Origin of the sequence: Neobacillus niacini (assembly GCF_046591715.1) — a bacterium.
In the GTDB taxonomy this organism is placed as follows: Bacteria; Bacillota; Bacilli; order Bacillales; family Cytobacillaceae; genus Neobacillus; species Neobacillus niacini_L.
Genome location: NZ_JAWVNQ010000002.1, coordinates 159,876 through 183,792, shown reverse-complemented (window position 1 = coordinate 183,792; position 23,917 = coordinate 159,876). Strand labels below are relative to the sequence as shown.

Genomic DNA, 23,917 nt, shown 5'->3' with positions numbered 1-23,917 from the left:
GCATCCCATGGGAATGCAGTCGAATCATATCAACGTAAACGTAAACTAAACGATAATCTTCTCCTGCACTTCCCCACGCTAGTATTATCTAGATCGGGTCATAAGGGTCGGACAACGTCCTCTCAGCCACAAAAGCTCCCCTAGTGCAAAATCCATATGCAATTTTAATTGTTGGCTTAATCTTAAGATAAAATTTCCAATCTGTAAAGGGTGTTGTTTTTCGGTGCCTGTCACCATAGCCGTTGGCTATGGTGACAGGCACCGCTCGTGGACAGTGTCCACCTCAGGCGGACAGTGTCTAAAGCTGATGGAATATATCTGTCGAAACCCCGCATTAATTGCATTGAAACCCTTTCCATAAAGCTACAATTTTCACTTTAAACATGCGTTATAGTGAACATGTATTTATATGATAGGAGGGATTTTTTTGAGAAGGAAACGTTTTTTGTCCGTTTTATCCACCACCTTCATTGCTGCTAGTTTACTAGCTGTACCTGCCCCAGGAATGGCAAAAGCAAAGCCTCCGCTGCCAGCATCTCATGTGGTTCAGATTGAATCTACTAAACTATTAAATCACCAAGGACAAGAAATTAAGATTGTCCGAGAGTCCTACGGTGTTCCCCACATTTATTCTGAAACAGACTCTGCCTTATTTTTCGGAGCTGGATATGCAACAGCTGAGGACAGGCTCTGGCAGGCTGAACTTTCGCGGATCGTCGCCAGTGGAAGGATGGCAGAGGTATTTGGAGGAGCCGCTAATATCGCACAAGACCAAGTGGTACGCCGTGACGGGTACACGGATGAGGAAGCTCTTGCACAATTTGAGCGTCTTCCTAATTATGTAAAGCGTGGATTGCAGGGTTATATCGATGGAATCAACTATTACATAGAAAACACGGCCGCTGCTGCTCTGCCGCCAGAATTCCGGGGGCAAAAGCCTGCAAAATGGACCATTGTGGATTCATTAAAGGTTCAGCAGTTAATGGTGCGAAGATTTGGAGAAAGTGGCGGGGCTGAACTGGACCTTTATACCCAATTAACGCTGCTGCAACAGAAATTCGGTCTAGAGGAAGGATTGAAAGCCTTTGAAACGGTGGCTTGGAAAAACGATCCTACTGCTCCTGTTTCACTTTATACCGATAGTGATAAGGCGGTAAAGAAAGCAGGTAAACTAGGTTCATCAACATTCCCGAACAGTGAGTTAGTTGCGAAACAACTTAAAAAAGAACAGCAAATGAAGCTAGACATTGAAATGGCCTACGGTTTCCCACATAAAGGCGGCAGTAACGCCTGGGTTGTCAGTCCTTCACGCAGTACATCCGGTGGAACTCTCTTGCTCGGCGGACCACAAATGGGCTTTACTGCTCCGCAAATTGCCCATGAAGTTGGAATTCATGGCGCAGGCTATAACTCTGTTGGAATGGCCTTTGCCGGTGCTGGACCCATTCCACTTATTGGCCGCGGTAATGATTTTGCTTGGACAACCACTACAGGATATGGAGATCAGATTGACACCTTTGTACTAGAAGTAAACCCTAACAATCCAAACCAATATAAGTACAAAGGAAAATGGGTTGATTTTGAGACTAGGATAGAGGTAATTAAAAGAGCTGGCCAAGCTCCATTAGAACAAGTAGTTTACCGCAGTGTCCATGGTCCTGTCATTTTTAAAGACAGCAAAACGGCATATACACAGAAACGCTCCCACTGGGACAGGGAAATCGAAGCGATGATTGGCTTCTATGATTTTAACAGAGCAAGCAACATTAAGCAGTTTGAGAATGCAGCCAAAAAAATCCCTACCTCCCATAACTTCTTATACTCTGACAAACAGGGTAACATTGGCTACTGGATTACCGGGCAAAACGCAATAAGAGCAGCCGGGACAGACAACCGCTTGCCAATGGTCGGAGATGGTTCACAGGATTGGAAGGGAATCGTACCATTTGAGGCATTGCCTCATGCGATTAACCCATCGCAAGGTATTGTTGCGAACTGGAACAATAAACCAAGCCCAGATTGGGAATATACAGAGCAGTTTTTTGGACCAACGCACCGCTCCGGCTTTATTTTGGATCAGCTTAATTCTCTTAAAAAGGTCTCCTGGTCCGATATGGAGGAGATTAACAAAAAGGCTGGACATATTGAGTTAAATGCCTATTTCTTTAAAGACTTACTTTTATCAAAAATAAACAGAAGCGAAGCCCTTCCTGCAGACATTAAGCAAGCTGCCGAACTTGTTACTAAGTGGGATATGTACCAGTGGGATGATAATAATGATCAATATTACGACGACCCTGGTCTTACAATTTTCCGCAGCTGGTTCAATAAAGTAAAAGGGAGCATTTTCGCAGAAATAATGGGAATTGACGTGGACTCTAACGATTTACTTTATCATGTTCTCAATGCTGATGAAGAAGAACTCCAGAGCACCTACAGTTTTCTTGGTGAACTTAACCTTAACCAAATTGTTTTGGATAGTCTGGAATTCGCAGTAAAAAATCCTACAGAATTGAACAAAGGCAGAAGCTTAGAGGATTGGCAGACACCCATTTCAAGAATAAACTTCTCACCACTAGGTGCAGGTAAGGTTGAACCGATCCTAAATATGAACCGAGGAACCTATAACCAAATTGTTGAGTTTTCAAAAAGCAATACGAAAAGTATGAACATCCTGCCTCCAGGTCAAAGCGGCAATCCGTTTTCACCGCATTTTGACGACCAACGACTTTTATATGCCAATTGGGAATATAAACCGATGATTTTAGACATTTTAAAACCGAATAAAAAATGATTTATAGCCCCCTTCATTTTTTTGCAGGGGGCTCTTAAAATTCAAAAAATACCAAAAAAAGGTGGAAAGAGTAAATCTCTACTCTTTCCACCTTTAACCTTATTATTTATTCCCTTTACTAGGATCTACTGTAAAGGTCTTTTCTTTTTGAACCTCGAAATAGCTTGCTGTGGAACCATTGTTAAATTGATCTTTAGCTAGAACAATAACTTTATACGTTCCAGGCTTTTTAGGCGTCCATGTCACTGTATTGTTTACCCCATAATCCTGCAATAGAGTAATACCTCCCTTTTCATCCTTGAGTATGAAACGGTAGACTGCATACCTGCTCCCCTCTGATGCCGCAGTGAAATGATACGTATTCTTAAATGCATGGGTTCCGACTACTTCATAGTCAACATTCACATTTGTCACTACTTCATCGGTAACTTTCACTTTCGTTTCTGTACTTTCATTACCCGCAGAGTCTGTAGCAGTAATATGAACTTCTACTCCTGCTTTCTGCTTTACAATTTCAATGTTGAAATGGCCATCTGCCTCGCTTACTGCTCTGCCAATCTCTTCACCATTAACCTCGGCAATTACAGTGGAACCTGCCTCTGCTGTACCACTAATCAAGGTGTCATTATCGTTTACAGCATTTACAACCGGCATTTCAGGAATACTAGTATCCGTACCAATCAACTCTTTCGTGTCTCGAACACGGATACGCGTACCTTCTGCAAATGAACCTGATAAACCTACTGCTTCTAAAGTATCTCCCACTTTAAGAACCGGCACCGGACCACTTTGGTTCACAATGTAACCGTCAGTAAATACTAACACGTCGTTGTTTGTCTCAGATTTCCCATCATTGATGACATATGAATTATCGTCAAAAATTTGGGTTACCTTACCTTTTACCTTAACAAGAAGACCTTGGTTCGCTTCAGATGTTGCTTCACCAGTCGTTACTTCTTTTGGCGCTAAAGGTTCACCGGAACCAATTTTTATCACATCTTTGTCAAAGCTAGTAAACTCAATTTCTTTGTTATTATCAAAAGTAATAATGTGTCCGTAAATCCGAACCTTATCCCCTGGTTTAATGCTTCCAGCCGGCACCTCTTGGAAGGCCATGATTCCGCCAGTTTCATCTTGGACATAGAATGCGTCGAAGAATACTCCGGCACCGGTTGTGACTGTACCTTCAATCACTGTTTGAGAATCTTCTGCAAGCTTACGGGCATCACCGATGTTTGTCACTTTCGTTTCGCGCCCTGCCAGCCAATTAACCGCATTTAACGAGAACTCATCATTTCCTTTTGGCTCGTATGATTCATCCATTTGCTTATCATTGAAAATGTTCATACCAGACACAATGATACGGCCATTTGCACCGATTTCTTCTGATGCAATTAATGGAATCGCTGAACCGCCTGTGGAATCGGAAACGGCGTCATACGTGAATCCACCTTTAATATTACCTTGATAAGTGGTTTCATTTCCTTTTGCTAAAATGGTAACCTTGCCGCCGTTCGTTAACGGCTGGTTATTAGCACCTGATAAACTTACGCCGCTATAGTAATCTAAGAATGATACGCGGTCGGTAATATAATTCGAAACTAAGCCTGGGAATACACGGACAGCAAATGGGCTTACCTTTGGATCACTCCAGAAGTTACCTTCTTTACTATCATCAAATACCCCGTCATTGCCCATTCGAATACCTGAACCAATTTCTTCTAACAAGGAGTTATTGATGGTAGGATCCGTACTGTTATTGCTCTTACCAGCAAACAAGACTGAACCGCCATTTTTTACAAACTTGGCGATCGCTGCGCGTTCCTCTGTTGAAAACGCAACTCTATTGTGTGTAATCATCAATACCTTCACGCTGCTTAAAACTTCATCCGTAATGGTTTCTTTGTTTTCAACAACGGTATATCCTTCTTTTTGTAAAAGAAGGGTAAAGGCCTTTAAATTATCCTTATACGTTCCGCCATCTGAGCTTGTATTTTCATTGTTGTGTTTGGCATCAATCATCACTTTAATGCCTAATGGTTCTTTCACATTTACATCAAGGGAAAATTCAGTTTTGCCATAATCTGAAGAAACAACCGCAATCAATTTATGGTCTCCCTTTGTTGTATTGTTCCATGTAAACGCTGCTGTACCAACACCCTTAGAAACAATAGATGAAAGGGTTTGTGTGCCAATAAGGTTTGCATCATTAACCACATCGTAGTAAAGATCTACCTTCACGTCTTTAACATCCTGTGTTCCGTTATTGCTTACATTTGCTTTAATAGAAGCTGGATTTCCTTCAAAAATTACTTCACCGACTACGTCGATTCCGTTTACTTTCACATCCACTGCTTCTTCTTTTGACCAGATTGGAGCAGAATACATTTGTTCGCCATCCATTTGCGTTACTTTTACCACGAACCATTGCTGGCCGCCAGTTACCGTAAACGCCGGCTCCCAAGTGAAGTCTTTTTCCATTGGGGAGATGGAATCCACAACCACTCCGCCGTTTGAGATCAATTCTACTTTTTTGATTCTGTCATCTGATTTATAGTCCGCAGGTAAGTAGCTGAATTCACTCATCGTGCGGGATTCTGCTGTTAAGTCGCTTCCCGAGATTTGGAACTTAAGCTCCTTGCTGTCTACCGTTGATCCCATATAATATCCATTAGCGAACACATCTAACGTAAAGTTAGGATCTTCAACCATGTACACACGCATATTACGCATAGAATGCAGAAGTGATTCTTGAGTAAGATCGTCGGATACGATTACCGTACGAGCTCTTGTTTGTCCCCAAGTACCTTCATGGTTGTCCTCACCATAGGTTGGAGCAACATGCCAGCCAAGGTCTAGAACGGAGAAGAATTTCTTCTCTGCATTCGCATAGGCATAATGTCCTGACCCGTTACCAACCTCAAGCATAGTGAACAGTTTATCTGCTTCTTTGTTATATGGTTTAAAGCTGTTAAATGCGTTATTTGACATATCTGGGTGGTTGAACTGTCCTACGATATCGTCATACGTCATGACCCATGCATAATATTGATTTAGATCTTGGTATTGCTTGCCGTTAATATTACGGTCGATAAAGTTTTCTGTTCCAAAGATGTTTGAATGTCCCCATGTCGTTGAAGTCATTTCAAACGCAGGGAAAACAACAAATTCATCATTCGTATATTCAGCTGCTAAATTCTTGGTCAGCTGCCAATCCGCTCCACCTGAACGCTCTGGTGTAGTGCCATTCTCAACGGTATCAGTACCTAGCAATTCTCCATCAATATCATGAGAGTGGTCAGAGAAAGCGAACCAATCATAACCGTATCTTTTTCCTGCTTCTACAGCATTTCTTGGAGTTCCCGCACCATCATGTGAAATATTCGTATGATTATGGGTTGTCCCGCGGTAATGGTTACCTCCATCGAAACGAGGGACAGATACAAATGTCCATTCTTTTTCGCCCATGTTCCCTTTTAAGTCATAAGCGATCACTTTAACTGTATGACTATCATTTGTTAAATCTTCAGCTGGTGTAAATTTGACCTGTTTTTTGCTGATAACTGCATTGCTGACAGGCTCACCATCAAAATAAACTTCTACTGTTGTTTCGTTTACTTCACTTGGATCTTCCATAACAACAGAAATTTCCGGACGCGGGCTTTCCGTTCTTGAACCGTCCGCAGGAGTTTCACTTAAGAATTCTGGGCCAACTTTATCTTCAATCAATATTACTTGATGAGGCTCAGCACTTGTACCAGAGACTTCAGTCTTCTCTCCTGATTTTGCTTCAATATAATACGCGAAGCCGTTTGCAGGCACGTCTTGTGCATTAAGCGTTGCTGTATAACGTCCTTCTGTTGTAGAAATCATTGGCAGCGTATTATATTCTGAATTCTCCATTGTTGCGCGGTAGTACACTGTTACAGATTCTGCACCGCTTGCATTTGCAACGAATTCAATATTTGTATCTTCATATGCTTCTGTTAATGGAGTGTGGCTGATGTTCAACATCGCCGCAATATCTTGTACATCACGCGGGAATACCTGATATCCATTCAAATGAGATGCATTTGTTGTGTATTGACCAACAATACCTGTAATGGAGTAGTTGTTTCCAACAACAAGATCACTATCTGGTTTAATTTCTGTACCTTCCATTACCCTGATGGTAGTGGATTTATTATTTTCATCTACCAAAGTTACATTGTAATTGGCGCCAGTTGCTGCAACAGCTGATACTTTACCGCTTACTTTTACAAGACTTCCTTCAAGAGGTTCAGCTGCTGTAAAAGTATTTAAATCTAGAATTGTAATATCCTGAACAGCTGGAATTGGATTACCTTCACTGATTTTTACAATCGCTGTTGGTTCGAACTCGGTTAAACCATTATAAACAATGACCTTACCAGTTACCTTAAGCTTGTCGCCGCGCTCAATTTTCAAACCAGAGTCATAGTATCCAAATACGTTGATTCCGCCCGTTGCATCTTGGATGTAGAAGTTGTTTTTCTGCGTTCCTAATACACCATTTTGAACGGTTACGACTCCTTCAACGGTATAAAAGTTATTGAGATTTAACAAAATCCCTTTAGAATCTGTTGCTTTTACTTCGTTTAAAGATGTGACTACATCCAACACAGCTTTTTCAATCCCGACAGGAATGCTTTCTAACATTGTTCCTTTATCGCTTGTTGTCTTCTGTGTAACATAAACAGTATCAGGAGCATTGTTAATCGTAATGTTGAAATCTCCTGAAGTACCTGCTTTTACTTCAGCTGCAGTTAATTTTTGAGTTGCAGCTTCATCAGCATAAACATTGATGATGGCTTCCTTAGCCGCTGCACCCGCACCGCCGATTAAGGTTCCTTTACCCGCGGTAACCATATAGCTTAACTTATCAAAAATAACATTGCTGCTTGGAGCAGCTTTATTTATTTGTATCGCAGCACTTTCATCAAGCTCTGTCTGTTTAGCAGAAATATAGACTGCTGTCAGTGATTTTTCAGATGTAAAGCTGAGATCAAAGGAACCGTCTTCTGCTGCTGACACTGTTGAAAGAGGAGTTCCCTTCGCTGCCGTTTCATACACATTAATCGTTGAATTTCCTTCAACTGCTTCAGGACCCCCTGTTACTTTAAGGGAAGTACCTTCTTGTAAAAATTGAATATGGTAGCCTTTTGGCTGTAAACTAATTTCTGGAACCATTGGTTCTTCAGGAGTGCTTGCAGTGTTCTTAGGCACTGGGGTTACAGCAACAAAGTCTGTTTTGTTGTCATTGGAATCCCAAGCATTTCCTTTACCTGGAGCAGGTTCAGTGTTGGCATATGGTCTCCGCTGCACACTCTTTGTCGTCGAAGGTGCTGGAGTTGGACCTGATCCCTCGTATGCGCTTGCTGTTCCAAAACCTACATAATCGACTTCTACTGATTCATTATTTACTAATTTAACCTTACCTGCACTAGCAGACATGGAAGTCGAACCTGTTGCATCAGGAGCTGGTAAGGCTTCTCCGTTAGAACCGCCGGCTTGTGTAATTAAATAAAATCCATATGCTGGAATTTCACCTGATAAAGGTGTGCCTGACCAGCTTGTACCAGCTGCAGAAGCGTACTCAACCTTCCAGCCATCTAGTGAGATTTCTTGGTTGGTTGGATTGTATAGCTCAATAAAGTCCTTATTGAGCGGTGCGCCACTGTTACCACCGCCGCCATAAACCTGGCTGATAACAACATGCTGCGCCATTTCTGCATTGGCTTTCCCTACTAAGCCGCTAGGTAAAAAGGTACTGACTAATAGAAGAGACGCCATAAAACTACTTGTAAAGCGTTTATACTTTTTTGAATTGCTCCGATTCATCTCTGTACCACCCTTTTACATATAGATTCTTTTATCTAGAAAAAAAGTCCCCTTTCTTTCAAATATATATCTATTACGCTAGTATTCTACAAAAATTTTAGAACTAAAGGAATAGCTCAAATGATGGAAAAATACAGATTATTGTTTACAGCATAATCATTTATGTATATAAAATAAGGTAGTATGTGACTATAGTAAGAAGGAATTCTTTTATTTTCCAGCGTGCATTGACCATACTGCCATACTAATTCAGGAGGTTATTCAGTGTCTTCTTTTTTCATCAACTCTAGACAAAACCATACTTCATCCGCTAATAGCAGAATTATATTGAGATTTATCATCACTTTTTTATTATTTCTTATGATTTCTCCTTCTTTCGTGCATGCCCACGCTTATAGCACAAGTTATACCAATATAATAATGGATAATAAAAAAACCGAGTTCACTTTTTCTATCGATACATTATCCATTATTGAGTTAATTGAAGGTATTGATGAAAATGAGAATAAAGACCTAGAAAAAACAGAGGTACAAAAAAATGAGGAAGAGTTAGAAGAGTTAATCCATCATGTATTGTCATTAGATAAGAACAATCAGCAACAAGAGCCTGAACTAAAAAAGATGGTGCTCGAGAAAAAGGAAGGTAAGAATTTTCTCACCTTTCATATGAATTACCCTGTTTTTGTGCCTGGTGATACCATCAGCCTAAATGACGGGCTGTATACAAACGATCCCGATACCAATTATGCAAATTTCATTTCCTTTGAATATGAGGGGGCAACTGGTACATCCGTCTTGCAAGGCAAGGAAAGAACATGGACCATTCTCCTGACTGAAAATCAAGAAGAACAGTCACCAGATGGTGAGGTTCAACCTGGTGGTGATCAATCGGCACCCGATCAAGAGCAGCCCGAAGCAGCGCCAATCGTAGAAACCTCTACGTCATCGTGGTTTTCCTTTTTCAAGCTCGGAATGCTTCATATCCTAACCGGTTATGATCATTTGTTATTTTTATTGGCATTGTTATTAAGAAAACAGACATTTAAGCAATATGCAGCAATCATTACTTCCTTTACGATAGCCCACAGCATTACTATAAGTCTCGCTGTGTTAGGTGTGATAACGTTGCCGTCACGGTTTGTTGAGTCTGTCATTGCCTTTAGTATTGTGTATGTGGCGCTTGAAAATATTTTTAGAAAAGAGATACGGCACCGCTGGGGCTTGACCTTCCTATTTGGTTTAATCCATGGGCTTGGATTTGCGAATATCTTAAAAGAAATGAATATTCCTAAAAGCGATTTGGCTCTCGCTTTAGTAAATTTTAATATTGGAATTGAAGTTGTCCAATTAGCACTAGTATTACTCGTTCTACCACTGCTAACTTATATGTTCAAGCTCAAATCCTCGGGATTGATTATCAAAGCAGTTTCAATCATCGTAGCAGCACTAGGGGGCTTCTGGCTAATAGAAAGAATATTCTCCTGAACAAACCTGAGACCAGGACGATTTTGATTTCCTTTTATGGAAGGGAATCAAGATCGTCCTTTTCCTTTTATGCACTTGCTACACTCAAAAACCTGTCATATGATGGTATAAAATATACAGCGATGTATAAATGGTGACAGGCACCGAGATAGTGCCACTGAAAGGGGATGGACTTATTATGGAAAGAGATGGGATTGTTAAGGCTGTTTGCCCGCTGGATTGTCCAGACCAATGTGGTTTGCTTTTACATAAGGTGGACGGAAGGGTTGTTAAGGTTGAGGGCGATCCAGAGCATCCGGTAACGAAGGGGAATATTTGTAACAAGGTTCGAAATATGACGCGCAGGATTTATGATGAGAACCGATTAAAGTATCCGATGAAGCGGGTTGGTGCAAAAGGCGAGGGTAAATTCGAACGAATCAGCTGGGACGAAGCAATTGAAACGATTACTTCTCGGTGGCAAAAACTTATAGAAACTGATGGACCCGAGAGTATTCTGCCTTATAGTTTTTATGGAAACATGGGGCTGTTGAACGCCGAGGGAATGGACCGCCGTTTTTTTCACCGCTTGGGAGCATCGCAGCTTGATCGAAGTATTTGTTCTTCTGCCGGTACAGTCGGCTACAGATATACGATGGGGGGCAGTTTCGGGATTGATCCCGAGGATAGTATTCATTCCAAACTTATCATTTTTTGGGGAATAAACGCAGTTAGTACCAACATGCATCAGGTTGCATTAGCACAAAAAGCCCGTAAACAAAATGGCGCAAAGATTGTTGTCATTGACGTTCATAAAAATCAAACTGGCAGATTAGCAGATTGGTTTATTCCGATTTTACCAGGGACTGACAGCGCGCTTGCCCTTGGAATTATGCATATTTTATTTGCTGAAAATTTAGTCGACTCCTCCTTTTTACAGCAATATACCGTTGGGTATGAGGAGCTGCAAGAGCATGTGATTCAATATGATCCTTTGACAGTTTCAGAGATTACCGGGGTTCCTGTTGAGGATATTTACAAGCTTGCTAGAATGTATGGGCATACCTCACCTTCCTTTATACGAATTGGAAACGGACCACAGCATCATGATAATGGCGGGATGTTTGTCCGTACGGTTTCCTGTCTGCCGGCTTTGACAGGTCAATGGCTCAAGAAAGGCGGCGGTGCGATCAAGGGGAACTCAGGTTATCTAGCACTCAATACCATGAAACTGCAGCGTCCTCGTCTATTGAGTAATAAACAGACAAGGGTCATTAACATGAATCAGCTTGGTGATGCTTTGCTCAAGTTAGACCCTCCTGTAAAATCACTCTATGTTTATAGTTGTAACCCTGCTGTAGTGGCACCAGAAGGGGTTAAGGTTCGAAAGGGTCTTTGTCGTGAGGATTTATTCCTTGTGGTCCATGATTTATTTTTAACCGAAACCGCCAAATATGCTGATATTGTTCTGCCTGCAACATCTTCCTTTGAGAATACAGATGTTTACACCTCTTACTGGCATCATTTTATTCAAATACAGCAGCCAGTTATTGAGGCCTATGAAGAGTCAAAATCCAACGTCGAGCTCTTCCGTCTGCTGGCGAAAGGGATGGGGTTTGAGGATTCAGCCTTTGAGGAAAGTGAAGAAGAAATGATAGCAGAAGCACTAGATTTTAAGACTAATCCTTATTTGGAAGGTCTGGATTATGCAACTTTGGCCGAGAAGCAGTTTGTAAAAGCGAAAGTAAAACCATTGTTCCCGGGCAAATTACGGACACCGAGCGGGAAAATTGAGTTGTATTCAAAGCGGATGAAAGCAAATGGATATCCACCGCTGCCTACATATATCCCAATTGTAGTAGACGGGGATCATCCCTATCACTTTATTCCAGCACCTAATCATAATTTCTTAAACTCTACTTTTTCAAATAATCAAAAACATATCACTCTGGAAAAGGTGCCGCGCTTGCATATGAACTTGAAGGATGCTGCCGCTTCAGGCATTAAGGATGGAGATCAGGTGCGCGTCTGGAACCAGCGCGGGGAATGTCTCTTAAAGGCAAGTGTAGGCGAAAACGTCCTGCCAGGCGTAGTCGCCACCCTAGGACTCTGGTCAGATCTAGAAGGAACTATGCAACTCGTCAATACCCTGACACCCGACAGAATCGCCGACATGGGCGGCGGAGCAACCTTCTTCTCCGGGAGAGTCAGTGTTGAGAAAATATACAGTGATGTATAAATGGTGACAGGCACCGCCCAAGGGCGGTGCCTGTTGTATTAAAGTGAAAGTTCGCCGATGTTTTGTAGGGTGGCTTCTGCTTCTTCTTTGCCTTTTTCCTCTTCTACTGTTCCTGTATTCAGCCGGATGATGTTATGAAGGGTGCCTTTTAGTTTCTTTTCGCGGACGACTACATCACCTAGGACATCTAATGTTGCTATTTTTGAACGCAGCACTTCTTCGCTAACATCCTGATCAAGAGTGAGCTTGCCTTTGACAATAATGGAAACTGGCTGATCTAGAGCAAGGAATTGATCATTCGACCAAACCTCTTCTCCCTCAATGACAATAAAACCATTTTCATAAGGTAATACCTCTGTTTCCATAAGACTTAATCGCTCATAGACAAGATCTTCTACTTCCTCATGACAAATAATCACGGATGTAGAGTGAATTTTTTTGATTGCTTTCGTTAGCATATCCCTTGTAACGTCGTTCTCGATCATAACTGGTTTATTTGTAAACCAGTTTTTCTCCTGGAATCTCCGAATGGAACGGCCATTTAAGCGAAGCGGCTTTGTCAAAACTTCATAGCCATCAGGAATCACTTCAACGACACATGAAGTTAATGAAGCTGCTTTTTTATATAAAGACGATTCTTGATTCTCAAATAATGAGATTTTCCCATTCACTTCTAACTTGCTGATTTTCTCGTTAAACAGATCAGTATTAAGGTCCTGAGCAAATGAAAGAAGGCCATTCACCACTAAATATAAAGAGTTATCTATCGATTGTAAGAACGAATTCGTCAGCGTGAATTTACCATTTTCTAACCGAGGTGGTTCACCTTCATAAGTTTCCACCGCACCATTGCCTTTTGAAAGCATTCTGCCTGCAATACCCGTAAGATGGGACGGACAATATACCTTTCCATTCACCAGCATCGTTAATTGCCCCGCTTGAACTTGGTCTGCCTGAACATTTTTATCAATAATAACAATGCCGTTTACTAAGAGAAACACTGGCTCCATGATTCCTGACAGGTAGTTTTGATCCAGATGAAGAACTCCATTAAACAGGCGGGATCCAGTTGGTATTTCTAAACTCGCTCCGATATTTCCGATATTTAATTTTGTTAACAGATGCGCATTTTCCTTTCCATAAATCGCAAGCCCTACATTTTCAATTCGCTCAATTTCTTTGATACTTTCTTCTGTTGCATTCACCAAATTTAATAATCCTACATTTCCAATTCGTTGACTCATCACTTTTCCTCCTCCAATATCGTTCTTAATCGCTTGATAGCGAGATGAAGCTTGTAGCGTACTGTCGACGCGGGTATTTTTAGCTGCTCGCCAATTTCCTGACTTGAAAGACCTAACCAATATTTTTTAAAAATAAGATCACTTAATTCTTGCGGCAGGCGGGCAAGTAACTCCGTGACTTCCAAATGACTGACACCAGCCTCTTGAATAGAAAAATCAAAGTCTTCCTCCCACTGAGTTAAGCGCTGCTCTTTTCTCCTGTCATCAATCAGCCTGTTTTTCATTACCCGGAAAAACCATGCACGCTGCTTATATACTGGTAAACTAAGCAAATTTGGTTCGTTAAGCGACTTAACCATTGCATCCTGAATCAGGTCAAGGGCCTCCTGCTCATGCCTGGCAATGGATTTTGCAAAGCGTAACAAATCATCCTTTAACTTTTCATATAAATCACTCACTCCCGCATTCACATGGATCACTCACTTTTTTTCATTTTGTTTTTTGGGAAAAAATAAATTGCTCGCTTTGAGAATTCCCGTTACTTTTTGCCGCTTTCAGTAAGATAACGATTGAGGAAAGAAAAGTGTTGGAGAAATTTTAAAAAGTTTTAAAAAATTTTTTATAAGTGGATTTTTCTATAGATTAATATAGAAGAAGTGATTGTGCCAAGAGAAAAAGACAAGTCCCAAATTGGTCCTTGTCTCAATGTTATATTTGTTCTAAATCTAATGGCCGTAATTTTGCTTCAATATCTGTCCGGCGGGGTTCCAAGAATGGCGGAAGCGCAAGCTTTTCTCCTAATGTATCAATTGGCTCATCCACATCAAAGCCCGGGGTATCGGTTGATAATTCAAAGAGGATATGATTCGGTTCCCTAAAATAAAGGGCTTTAAAGTAATAACGTTCGACTTTACCTGAATTCATCAGTCCAGAATGTGCGATTTTCTTTGCCCAATATTCATATTCTTCTTCGTTCGGGACTCGAAAGGCGACATGATGGACACTGCCCCGCCCAGCTCGTGCCCTAGGCAAATCTGGTCTCGTTTCAAGGTGCACCTCAGCACCAGAGCCGCCCTCACCTGTTGAAAAAACTTGAATATCAGGGAAATTCCCTGCGAGCGATGGATAACTTCCACTTTGGTTAAAGCCCATCACATCGGTTAACACTTGGACCGTTTTCTCTGGATTGGCCACCGTCAAGGTTACAGGACCCAAACCAATTATGGCATGCTCAACAGGGACATCACTTTTATCCCAAGGAACACCAGGGCGAACCCCAGCTTCCCCATTATCCGCAACCAGAATTAACTTCGTTCCCTCAAAATCCTGAAAAGCCAATGAATCGCGATGGTTCCTTTTCTCAATTTGTCCATGCTGGATTCCAAACATTTTGAAACGCTCTTCCCAATAATGAAGTGCCGCAGTATCCTCGACTCGAAGTGAGGTTGAAGAAATGCTCCCAACCCCTGGATAGGTATGCCCCAGCCCTGGGATATCAAAGAAGGTAATTTCTGTGCCGGGACTTCCTTTCGCATCCCCATAAAATAAATGATAAGACTCTGTATTATCCTGATTCACCGTTTTCTTAACCAATCTCAAACCTAGTATCTTTGTATAAAATTGAAAGTTCCTCTCCGCCTTGCCCGTTAAGATTGAAACATGATGTAAACCTAACAGCTTCATAAAATGGCCTCCTAAGTGAACTTCATAATGTTATTAGTAATATCTCGAATTCAAGATAATTATAATCAAGCAAAGCTTCGCCGTCAACCTCCGGCACTTTGCTCGTCACACTGTCCATCCCACGTGGACAAAAAGGGTGATTTGTCCACGGGCGGTGACAGGCACCACTAACAGGCACCACCAACAACACCACAAGCACCCTACTGGTTATAGTCCCAGACAATTTTCCATTCATCTTTTTCTCTCACTGCGATGACTTCTTGTGCAAGGTTAAAGTTACCATATTTCCCCTTGTAGGTTTGGGTGACGAGGATTTTGTATATGTTTTTCATGGCAGGTCCAGTTTTGGACATTTTCCATTGGTCGATTTTTTCAGGTTCTCCAATGATAAAGTCAAATGTTTCAACACCAAAGTGGTTCATAAACACATGGGCACGATCCTGGATGTAGTCTCCTTTATTAAACTTTTCCTTCATGCTTGAATGAAAAAGCTCCCAAGATGAGGAGAATTCCCCTTCTTGCTCAAATAGATAAAATTCCTCCACCACAGCAGCTGCCTCTTTATCTGGTGAAAACCATGCACCCTTAATAAGCAGAAAAACAGTCATGATACAGACAAGCAGCACCATTCCCATTGCAAGACCTTTTACCCGCGCGGATTTTCTAGACATATGTCTCTCCTTTAGTACAGACTCTTCTACACTACAGACTATGTCCAAATCCATTCAAATATTATCCAAGTTACCCTGCTTACCAATATAGACGTAATATCTCAATCATCACTGTCCGCCTCAGGTGGACAGTGTCCACGAGCGGTGACAGGCACCACAATTGGCAGCACAATGGACACCACACTTCATCACCTAAACTCCTCCATTATGTATTCCAGCTCTTCTTGCGGGGTGAGGAGCCTGGTGGCTTTGCCGATGTTTCCTTTTTGGTAGGACCATATTTTGTTGTGAGCGCTTACAGCGTTGCTGAAGTCTTTTCTGGTCCAGGGTTCAAGGATGTCCAGGAGCATTTTTTTGTTTTTGCTTTTTTTAAAGTCTTTGGATTGTATTACTTCATAGATCTTCTGTACTTTATCACCGGTGATCTCTGAGGCCCCCCATTTTTTGTCTGCTTTTACCTTTTGATGAGTCATGTCGTGAACCTCTTGGATGAGCTCCTCTTCGGTCATCTTTTCATATTCTTCACTTACTTTGCTTGACACTGGTGCCTCAAAACCTTTTTCGATTTTTGTTTGTGCCTCTTTCGCTGTAACAGGATCATTTTTCTTCAAGTTGAATTTCATTCCACTGTCATAACCTAAATAAAAATAGACTCCTACCATACAGGCTAGTATCCCAATGATAGAACCCGTCACAGTTAATTTCTTCATGCAGCACACTCCCTATACTAAGTTTATTAATCTATTTTTTCAAAATTCTAATTTCTATTAATTATACAAAATTATGGCAATTACTTGTAGTTTATTTTTTCTGCAAGGATATCTATTAAAAAAATAGAATTATTACTAGAAGGAGGGAAACTGATGACAATCATATCCGTAGTTTGTGTTCCAGAGGGGATTGCGATGACTGCAGATAGTAGATTAATAGGGACCTATACGCGGGAAAATGGTGTGGTTGAGCGCTTTACTTTTTCTGATCATGCCCAGAAGCTGCTTCTTATCAGGAATTCAACCGTAGGTGTGTCATTCTGCGGCGATGCCCTAATCGTGGGAAGGACTGTGGCAGATTTCCTGCACATATTTGATAAGGGCCAGGTGAAGGTGACAAATTCCATACCGGAAATCGCTGAGAAGTTGAAAGATTACCTGTTCTACGAGTACAGTTCCTATAAGGTAGCCTTTTATATAGCTGGGTTTGATCATGATGTTCCATATGTGTACCTCGTGAATAAGGACTCTATTATTCATAAGAATTTCAATGAACCCCAAAAGAAGATTACCTATTCGGCCAACTGGCTCGGAGAAACGGAGCCCATTAGCAGACTTCTCAGGGACACTACCCTGAATTTTAAGCTGATGCCTCTAAAGGATGCCATCGACTTTGCCGAATTCATTGTCGAGACCACGATTTCACACATGCGGTTTTCAGATGGGATTTCTACATGCGGTGGTCCCGTAGACAGCCTTGTGATTACAAAAGATTATGCGAAATTTCTTAAGCACAAAATCCTTCAGCCTTATGAATGAACTTGTCCCGTTGGAAAACTTGGGGCATTTTTTTTTGATAAACAAAAGATAAACTGAAATAGGTAAAAAAACATGATACGTTAGGTGCCTTCCAATTAGATAGGAAAGACACCTTTAAATGAGGACAAAGAGCCAGTAACAGTGCAGGAAAAAAATGATGGTATAAAAGCTGGAAGCAAAAACAGTAAGTCCCTTTGTAAGGGAGGTGGCAGGTACCTTTTTAAAAATAATAAACAAATAAAGGCACAGAGAAAATGCCAGCTTTGTCATTAAAAACAACGCCGGGTCTGCTTCATAGATGCGTCTCATCAGTGGGTTCATTTCTTCTATTAAGGAATTTTCCAATCCAAAGAAGGTAATAAAGGCATCAAAAATATTTAAGAGCGATAAATAATGAAATAGGAAAACCACTAAACCTTCACCTCGTTTGTTCCTAATAACGAACATATTACTAATTCCTTTTTAACGGTGTCTTCTCCTTCCTAATTAAGTGATAATCGATAGACAATTTCCCCTATAATCCCCTTCATATCAACGTGCCAACCTAAGCAACATCTTATAATCTTGATAATTTCCTTGTGTTTTAGCGTTAACGGACGAATAGAGTCGATGAGGTAAAAGAAAACTCGAATGGAGGCGTTTACTTTAATCGACTTTTAACTGTCATTTTATGTTAAATTATAGATATATATAAGTCTTGGAGGGGTACATACATGGTTGGCATTGAAAAAAAGAGAATTGCTGAAAGATGGTTTCAAGAGTACTTTACGAGTGGGAAACTCGATGTATTAGATGAACTGACAACACCTGACTTTCTATATCACTCTAGAAATGGTGACAACTCGAGAGAAAAGATGAAGGAGTTCATGACATGGTATCGTTCCGTTTTTCAGGATGATGAGTGGGTGATCGATGATTTCATTGAGCAAGGAAATAAATTAGTCGTTCGTTACACGGGCTGGATGACCTATAAAGGCGGCTGGTTCAATATCGCTTCAGAAGATCAGCGTGTAAAGGAAACCGGAATCATGATTTTTACATTTGAAAATGGAAAAGTGAAAGAGCTTTGGTGTGAAAACAGCGACGCTGCCATTCTCTATGAATTAGGAGCACTGACCAAAAATACCCATGAAATATATTAAAAGGAAGGCTCAGAGTCGAAGACTCTGAGCCTTTCTTTTAGAACTTCCGCCTGAACTCCTCCTGACTAAAAAGAAGTGTCCGCCTGAGGTGGAAAGTGTCCACGAGCGGTGACAGGCACCATTTCCCAAACTCGCCTCATTATTTCCCACGGTCTATAATGCTGTACATGACTGGGATGACGAACAAAGTTAGGAGGGTGCTGCTGACCATACCTCCTATGACGGTTATTCCCATGGGCTGGTTGATTTCGGTTCCTTCACCGATTCCAAGGGCGAGCGGGATGAGCCCAAGGATGGTGGTGAGGGAGGTCATAAAGATTGGCCTCGCCCGGTCTTTTACGGATTCTACAATGGCGTCATATGAGGCCATTCCGCCTTCTTTTTTCTGATTGATAAAATCGACGATGACGATGGCGTTGTTGACGACAATTCCAGCAAGTACAATGACGCCAATGATAACTGTCAGACTGATAGGACTCATCGTGCTAGTCAAGGCGAGTGCCACTCCTATTACCATTAATGGCACGCTGAACATGATCACAAATGGGTATTTCAGTGATTCAAATTGCGCAGCCATAACAAGATAAATAAACACTATCGCAAGAATAAGCGCGAGGATCAGCTCATCGATAGACGAATCAAGCAGCTCCTTCTCTCCGCTAAAAACAATCTCCGACTCATCTGGAATGTGCAGAGAATCAATCTCCTGCTCGACCTTCTTTGATATCGCCCCTAAATTAGTAGTTGTCTTATACTTTAAAGTAAACTGCACCGCCCCCTGCTGGTTAATCCTTTGAATATCAACGGGACCGTTTTTCACTTCAATCTTTGAAACCTCGCCCAACGACACATATCCGCCGTTTGGCTTTTTCACAAGGAGCCCTTTCAGGTGTTCAAGATTACTCGTAATCTCCCGGTCGTATTGAACAAAAATACTATGAATCTCACCCGTTTCCGAAACCATCTTTGCAGCCCTCGAACCGCGGGTCACATCGTTCACAATCATCGCAATCTGAGCAGGGACTAAGCCATGCCTTAATGCTGCATCACGATCAACACTAATCTGAATTTCATCCACTCTATCCATTAAATCTGTAGTGAGTTCATTCACTTCTTTTAAGCTTTTCAACCTATTATAAATCTTATCTACAGACTGATTTAGTCGTTCTGGATTGGTATCTCTGACACTAAAAGACAGCGTATGCGGACTCGACCCTGTTGAGGATTGCATAATAAAGGATAACTCCGCAGTCGGATTGGCCTTCACCGCTGCCTTCACTAACTTACCCTTTACATCATCCACAAATTGGAAGGTCGTACGTTCCCGATTCTTAAGTTCCTCCATTTTAATATAAAGCTCACCCTCATCGGCATTCGTTGTTCCCCTGAAGGTCCCTTCCTGTGTGGTGCCAATTAAACTTACAAAGGTGTCGATTTCTTGTTCCATTTCCAATTGTTCCTCGAGCACTGAAACAACCTTTTGTGTTTCTGTTAATGCCGCACCATTTTCCAGTTTAATCCGAACGCTAAAGAATCCCTCATCGGTGCTCGGCAAAAATTGTGTCCCCACTTTCGTCAAGCCAAACACACTCAAACCTAGACAAACGATTGTGATGATGATAACGACGCTGCGGTGCCCAAGAGACCAGCGTACCCCTTTATCAATTCTTTTTATCCAGCTGTTTTTATGCCGCCTGTTTAGATAACTCCTTTTTGGCCTTTTTAATAGCCTGCTCGCAAGCATCGGTACCACTGTCAAAGCCACCACTAGTGACGCGAATAAACTAAAGGAAATAGTCAGTGCAAATTCTGTAAACATTTCCCCAATCAATCCGGTAATAAACACCACCGGTAAAAAAACAGACACCGTGGTTAAGGTTGAAGCAGTGATCGCCGTCCCAACTTCCTTCGTTCCTTCTCTCGCTGCTTCTTTCGGTTCTTTTCCCATTGATAGGTGACGGTAAATATTCTCAATAACGACAATTGAATTATCGACGAGCATCCCAATTCCAAGCGCCAGCCCGCCGAGCGTCATGATGTTTAAGGTGAAGTCTGCAAAATACATGAGAACAAATGTAACAATAACCGAATACGGAATCGCAATCCCGATTATGAGCGGACTTTTGATATTTTTTAAAAATAAGAACAACACTGCCATCGCCAATATCCCGCCAAGGAGCAAAGAAGTCGATATATTTCCAACAGCCATCTGGATAAAATCCCCTTGGTCAAAAAGGACTTCGGTTTCAATTCCCTTATACTTCTCTCTTTCCAGGAGCTTGTCCAGCTGTTTAAGGAACTCCTTTGATACCGCAGCCGTATTGGAATCGGATTGCTGCAGCACACTGAGCAGCACGGAAGGCTTTTGGTTCATCCTGGTGATGGTCCGGTCGTCTAGTTTCTTCAGCTTTACCGTACTGATGTCCTGCATCTTTATCCTTTCACCCGTTAACGGATTGAGAGTTACGGTCAGATCTTTCAGCGTTTCAAGTGAGTGTATGGTGCTGATGATTCTAGTTGTTAACTCCTTTCCTTCTGTTAAAATCGTATCACCCGGCATCGAGATATGATTGGCTTTGATGAGGTCGACAATATCACTTTGGCTTAGTTGAAATCTCTTCAGCTTTTCCTGATCCAGTTCAACTCTTACCTCTTGGACGGAGGTGCCGGACAGGTTAACACTCGCCACTCCGACAACCTTGGCCAGCTCGACCTTCAATTGTTCCGCAAGCTCCCTTAAAGAGGTTTCATCACCTTCAGAACGCAGAGATAACTGGATAATCGGAAACATCGAGGGATCAAACTTCAGGAACCGCGGTTTGCCGACGTCATCAGATAGCGGCGTCATATCGAGGCGCTGCAGGACTTCAGTTTGAATTTCATCAATATCGGTCGCCCAGGAAAATTGCATTAAAATGAAATTCGCCCCTTCTTGAGATGTAGAGGTCATGGTTTTAATCCCAGGCAGTGTGGCAAGATTCTCTTCTAAAGGCTTGGTTACCTTCTCGACTACCTCCAAAGGACTGGCACCAGGATACATCGTAACGACCACTCCTACTGGGGGATTAATCTCCGGAATCAGCTTCATCGGTATATTAAAAAGGGAAACTCCACCCATAATCAAAACAAAAAACATCGTAACAAGAGTAAAAATCGGCCGCTTAATCGAAAAGTTACTAATCCACATCAAAACGCCCCTTCCACCAAGAAAAAAATTATCTATACCTATCATTATTTTCCAACCTTATTAAAATAAACATGATTTCTAAAGCACAAAAAAGAGAAGTGCTGGCAGCACTTCTCTTAGGCCCCGCCTAATTAACAGGCATATTACAGTTTCCATTCTGGAAAGTCTTTTACCTTTTGTTTTTCGTACTCTGTCATTCTAGAGTAGGAGTTCGACAATTTTGAAAGGATGTATCCTTGAGGACTGGCACTTTCTTCGCGGTTATTAACCTCTTGCAGTTTAAGATTCGTATACATAAGAGCGATTTGAGTTAAATTCTCAATTGTATCCATCAATTCAGGGTTGTCATTGTAATTTTTCTTGGCAATTGCATAAACGGTATCCAGCCGGCTTCTAATATGCTTTAATGTTTCTGCGTCAAATTGGTCTTTTTTCATTACATTTTCACCCCTTATAATTAAAGCATATGGAACTTCGGCGGATATGGAACGTTTTGAAATAAATAAATCTGGATGGTAATAATCTGGAGTCTTTGAAAAATTGGCTTTCAGCACAAAAAAGGTATTTCTCCTAACTATACAGCAGGAAAAATACCTTTTTTGCAGAGCAGTATTCTATAAAAAATATTGATAACAAGCAACAGCTTCTACCTGTTTGAAGCCTTCCTGAATGTATAGAGCCTTTGCCCGCTCATTCTCTCCGTTCACACTAAGGATACTTCGTTTATAACCTTTTTCTTTCGCAAACTGCAGCGCCGCCCTCAGTAGAATTCTTCCTAGTCCCTTCCCCTGGTACTCAGGAAGGACGGCCACCGGTCCGATATTCATAATAGGGGCATTCTCATATTTATCATCTGCTCCTCTTATCACTCCTACAGGTTTCCCCTCATGGAAAAGAAGCATCATGCCGCCTTCAATGTAATCATCATCGTTTAACAGCTTTGTTACACCATCTGTTGTAATCGGTGTTTCACTGCCTTTAAGCGTAGCAAAAGCTGCATTTCGTACCTTAGACCAAGATTCTTCATCCTTCCCTTGCTGAAACGGTCTAAGTTCATAACCATCTGGAAGCTTGGCTGAAGGTACATCAAGGTTTTCCCTCACGAGGAGAAATGCGTATCTTTCCAAAGAAAAGTTCAAGTTCTCAATCATTTCGGCCAATACTTTATTCATAACTGGAACAAATAGAAAAACCTTGTCAAGGTCTGCTGTATGTTTTAAAACCGCCTGCAGCAGCTGCTGATAACAATGTACATCCTCAATTTCTGAATGAAAAATTCGAAAACGCGCTCTTTTTCCGCGTTTATGATAATCATCCAAAACCAGCGATACAGCTCCTAGAATCTCCCCCTGCTGATTTGTAAGTATATACGTAGGAGCATCCTCACCAACCCGAAAATCCCGCAGCTCAAAATCATACAAATAAGAATCATCCACCTCACCCCGATGCTTCTTACAATACTCGATAAAGTCCTGAACTCTCTCTTGACCTAACGCTTCAACCTTCATTTTGCTCCCCCCAGTGGTGTGGTGCCTGTCACCGTTTATGCAAATTATACCATTTATACAATGACTTATGTATGAATCCTTCTGTTACCGCCAAAACTGTGGTTGAAGAAAAGGGGGATTGGACCAATTGCGAAGTTTGGCTATTTTTGTTTGGTGTGTGACCATTTTGATATTTACTTGTACTGCGAGCTTTGATGATTTCATCCAATTTGGTGTGCTGCGTTTTCATTGGGAACATCAGCCTGTGTTTTCTGAATTCCTTTCCCTATTCCCATCTAGTATTAGCAAAAGCTTGGTAATTCAGAAACTAGGGCATATCGCAGCTTTTCATATTCTAACTTTACTAGTATTGACGAAATATAAATCTATACCTATCATCATGATAATAACTGCCGCTTTCGCCGCTCTAACTGAATTTCTTCAATTATATTTTAGCCGAGGCGGCAGATTGTTTGATGTAGGAATTGATCTTATTGGTATCTTAGCGGCTTTAGCATTGGCATCTCTCATCAGATCTAAACAATCCAAACCACTGAATTTTGATCATTAACAATACAGGTCGAAAGAAGGATTTCGGATGTGCTAAGCATATGCCTC

Annotated in this window: 16 protein-coding genes and 1 riboswitch; of the genes, 6 read left to right on the top strand and 10 right to left on the bottom strand. The window is 41.5% G+C overall.

All coding sequences use genetic code 11. The features are described from left to right. Window positions 1-53: 53 nt before the first annotated feature. Window positions 54-152: riboswitch (TPP riboswitch) on the bottom strand. A 275-nt stretch (window positions 153-427) separates the two neighbouring features. Then, the gene (locus SFC47_RS08220) at window positions 428-2,794 is read left to right on the top strand and encodes a penicillin acylase family protein (protein ID WP_411253789.1); all 2,367 of its coding nucleotides are present in this window, start codon (window positions 428-430) and stop codon (window positions 2,792-2,794) included. Window positions 2,795-2,896: 102 nt separating this feature from the next. On the opposite strand, the gene SFC47_RS08215 is transcribed toward SFC47_RS08220, so the two are convergent. Further along, window positions 2,897-8,653 (bottom strand): DUF4350 domain-containing protein, encoded by a 5,757-nt coding sequence (locus SFC47_RS08215; RefSeq protein ID WP_411253788.1) that lies wholly within the window; start codon window positions 8,651-8,653, stop codon window positions 2,897-2,899. A 420-nt stretch (window positions 8,654-9,073) separates the two neighbouring features. Here SFC47_RS08215 and SFC47_RS08210 point away from each other — a divergent pair, with 420 nt between their 5' ends. Beyond that, window positions 9,074-10,138: a HupE/UreJ family protein gene (locus tag SFC47_RS08210; RefSeq protein ID WP_411253787.1), complete on the top strand. Its 1,065-nt coding sequence runs from the start codon at window positions 9,074-9,076 to the stop codon at window positions 10,136-10,138. 178 nt (window positions 10,139-10,316) lie between these two features. Next, window positions 10,317-12,356, top strand: a complete 2,040-nt coding sequence (locus SFC47_RS08205; protein ID WP_411253786.1) for a molybdopterin oxidoreductase family protein — start codon at window positions 10,317-10,319, stop codon at window positions 12,354-12,356. 38 nt (window positions 12,357-12,394) lie between these two features. Here the strand turns inward: SFC47_RS08205 and SFC47_RS08200 are convergent, their stop codons facing one another. From SFC47_RS08200 to SFC47_RS08180, 5 genes are all read right to left on the bottom strand, one after another. Further along, window positions 12,395-13,600 carry a hypothetical protein gene (locus SFC47_RS08200; RefSeq protein ID WP_411253785.1) on the bottom strand — a complete coding sequence of 402 codons (1,206 nt, stop codon included), beginning with the start codon at window positions 13,598-13,600 and terminating at the stop codon, window positions 12,395-12,397. Continuing rightward, window positions 13,600-14,058, bottom strand: a complete 459-nt coding sequence (locus tag SFC47_RS08195) for an RNA polymerase sigma factor (RefSeq protein ID WP_411253783.1) — start codon at window positions 14,056-14,058, stop codon at window positions 13,600-13,602. Before SFC47_RS08195 ends, SFC47_RS08200 begins: the two co-directional genes overlap by 1 nt. A 250-nt stretch (window positions 14,059-14,308) precedes the next feature. Next, entirely contained in the window at window positions 14,309-15,283 is a 975-nt protein-coding gene (locus SFC47_RS08190) for a ring-cleaving dioxygenase (protein WP_411253782.1), read from the bottom strand. Between the two features lie 200 nt (window positions 15,284-15,483). After that, window positions 15,484-15,954: a hypothetical protein gene (locus tag SFC47_RS08185; protein WP_411253781.1), complete on the bottom strand. Its 471-nt coding sequence runs from the start codon at window positions 15,952-15,954 to the stop codon at window positions 15,484-15,486. 188 nt (window positions 15,955-16,142) lie between these two features. Beyond that, window positions 16,143-16,664 carry a DUF6241 domain-containing protein gene (locus tag SFC47_RS08180; protein ID WP_411253780.1) on the bottom strand — a complete coding sequence of 174 codons (522 nt, stop codon included), beginning with the start codon at window positions 16,662-16,664 and terminating at the stop codon, window positions 16,143-16,145. Window positions 16,665-16,817: 153 nt separating this feature from the next. Between SFC47_RS08180 and SFC47_RS08175 the strand changes: the two genes are divergently transcribed. Then, the gene (locus SFC47_RS08175) at window positions 16,818-17,483 is read left to right on the top strand and encodes a hypothetical protein (RefSeq protein WP_411253779.1); all 666 of its coding nucleotides are present in this window, start codon (window positions 16,818-16,820) and stop codon (window positions 17,481-17,483) included. A gap of 114 nt (window positions 17,484-17,597) precedes the next feature. On the opposite strand, the gene SFC47_RS08170 is transcribed toward SFC47_RS08175, so the two are convergent. Then, window positions 17,598-17,930 carry a DUF5658 family protein gene (locus SFC47_RS08170; RefSeq protein ID WP_411253778.1) on the bottom strand — a complete coding sequence of 111 codons (333 nt, stop codon included), beginning with the start codon at window positions 17,928-17,930 and terminating at the stop codon, window positions 17,598-17,600. Between the two features lie 266 nt (window positions 17,931-18,196). Here SFC47_RS08170 and SFC47_RS08165 point away from each other — a divergent pair, with 266 nt between their 5' ends. After that, window positions 18,197-18,625, top strand: a complete 429-nt coding sequence (locus SFC47_RS08165) for an ester cyclase (RefSeq protein WP_411253777.1) — start codon at window positions 18,197-18,199, stop codon at window positions 18,623-18,625. A 139-nt stretch (window positions 18,626-18,764) separates the two neighbouring features. On the opposite strand, the gene SFC47_RS08160 is transcribed toward SFC47_RS08165, so the two are convergent. The 3 genes from SFC47_RS08160 to SFC47_RS08150 all read right to left on the bottom strand — a co-directional run bounded on the left by SFC47_RS08160 (window position 18,765) and on the right by SFC47_RS08150 (window position 23,320). After that, entirely contained in the window at window positions 18,765-21,812 is a 3,048-nt protein-coding gene (locus tag SFC47_RS08160) for an efflux RND transporter permease subunit (protein WP_411253776.1), read from the bottom strand. Between the two features lie 143 nt (window positions 21,813-21,955). Continuing rightward, window positions 21,956-22,366, bottom strand: coding sequence for a hypothetical protein (locus SFC47_RS08155; RefSeq protein WP_411253775.1), 411 nt, complete (start codon window positions 22,364-22,366; stop codon window positions 21,956-21,958). 60 nt (window positions 22,367-22,426) lie between these two features. Then, window positions 22,427-23,320 (bottom strand): GNAT family N-acetyltransferase, encoded by an 894-nt coding sequence (locus SFC47_RS08150; RefSeq protein WP_411253774.1) that lies wholly within the window; start codon window positions 23,318-23,320, stop codon window positions 22,427-22,429. Between the two features lie 127 nt (window positions 23,321-23,447). Here SFC47_RS08150 and SFC47_RS08145 point away from each other — a divergent pair, with 127 nt between their 5' ends. Beyond that, a complete protein-coding gene (locus tag SFC47_RS08145) occupies window positions 23,448-23,870 on the top strand; it encodes a VanZ family protein (protein ID WP_411253773.1) in 423 nt (140 codons plus the stop codon). Window positions 23,871-23,917 lie beyond the last annotated feature (47 nt).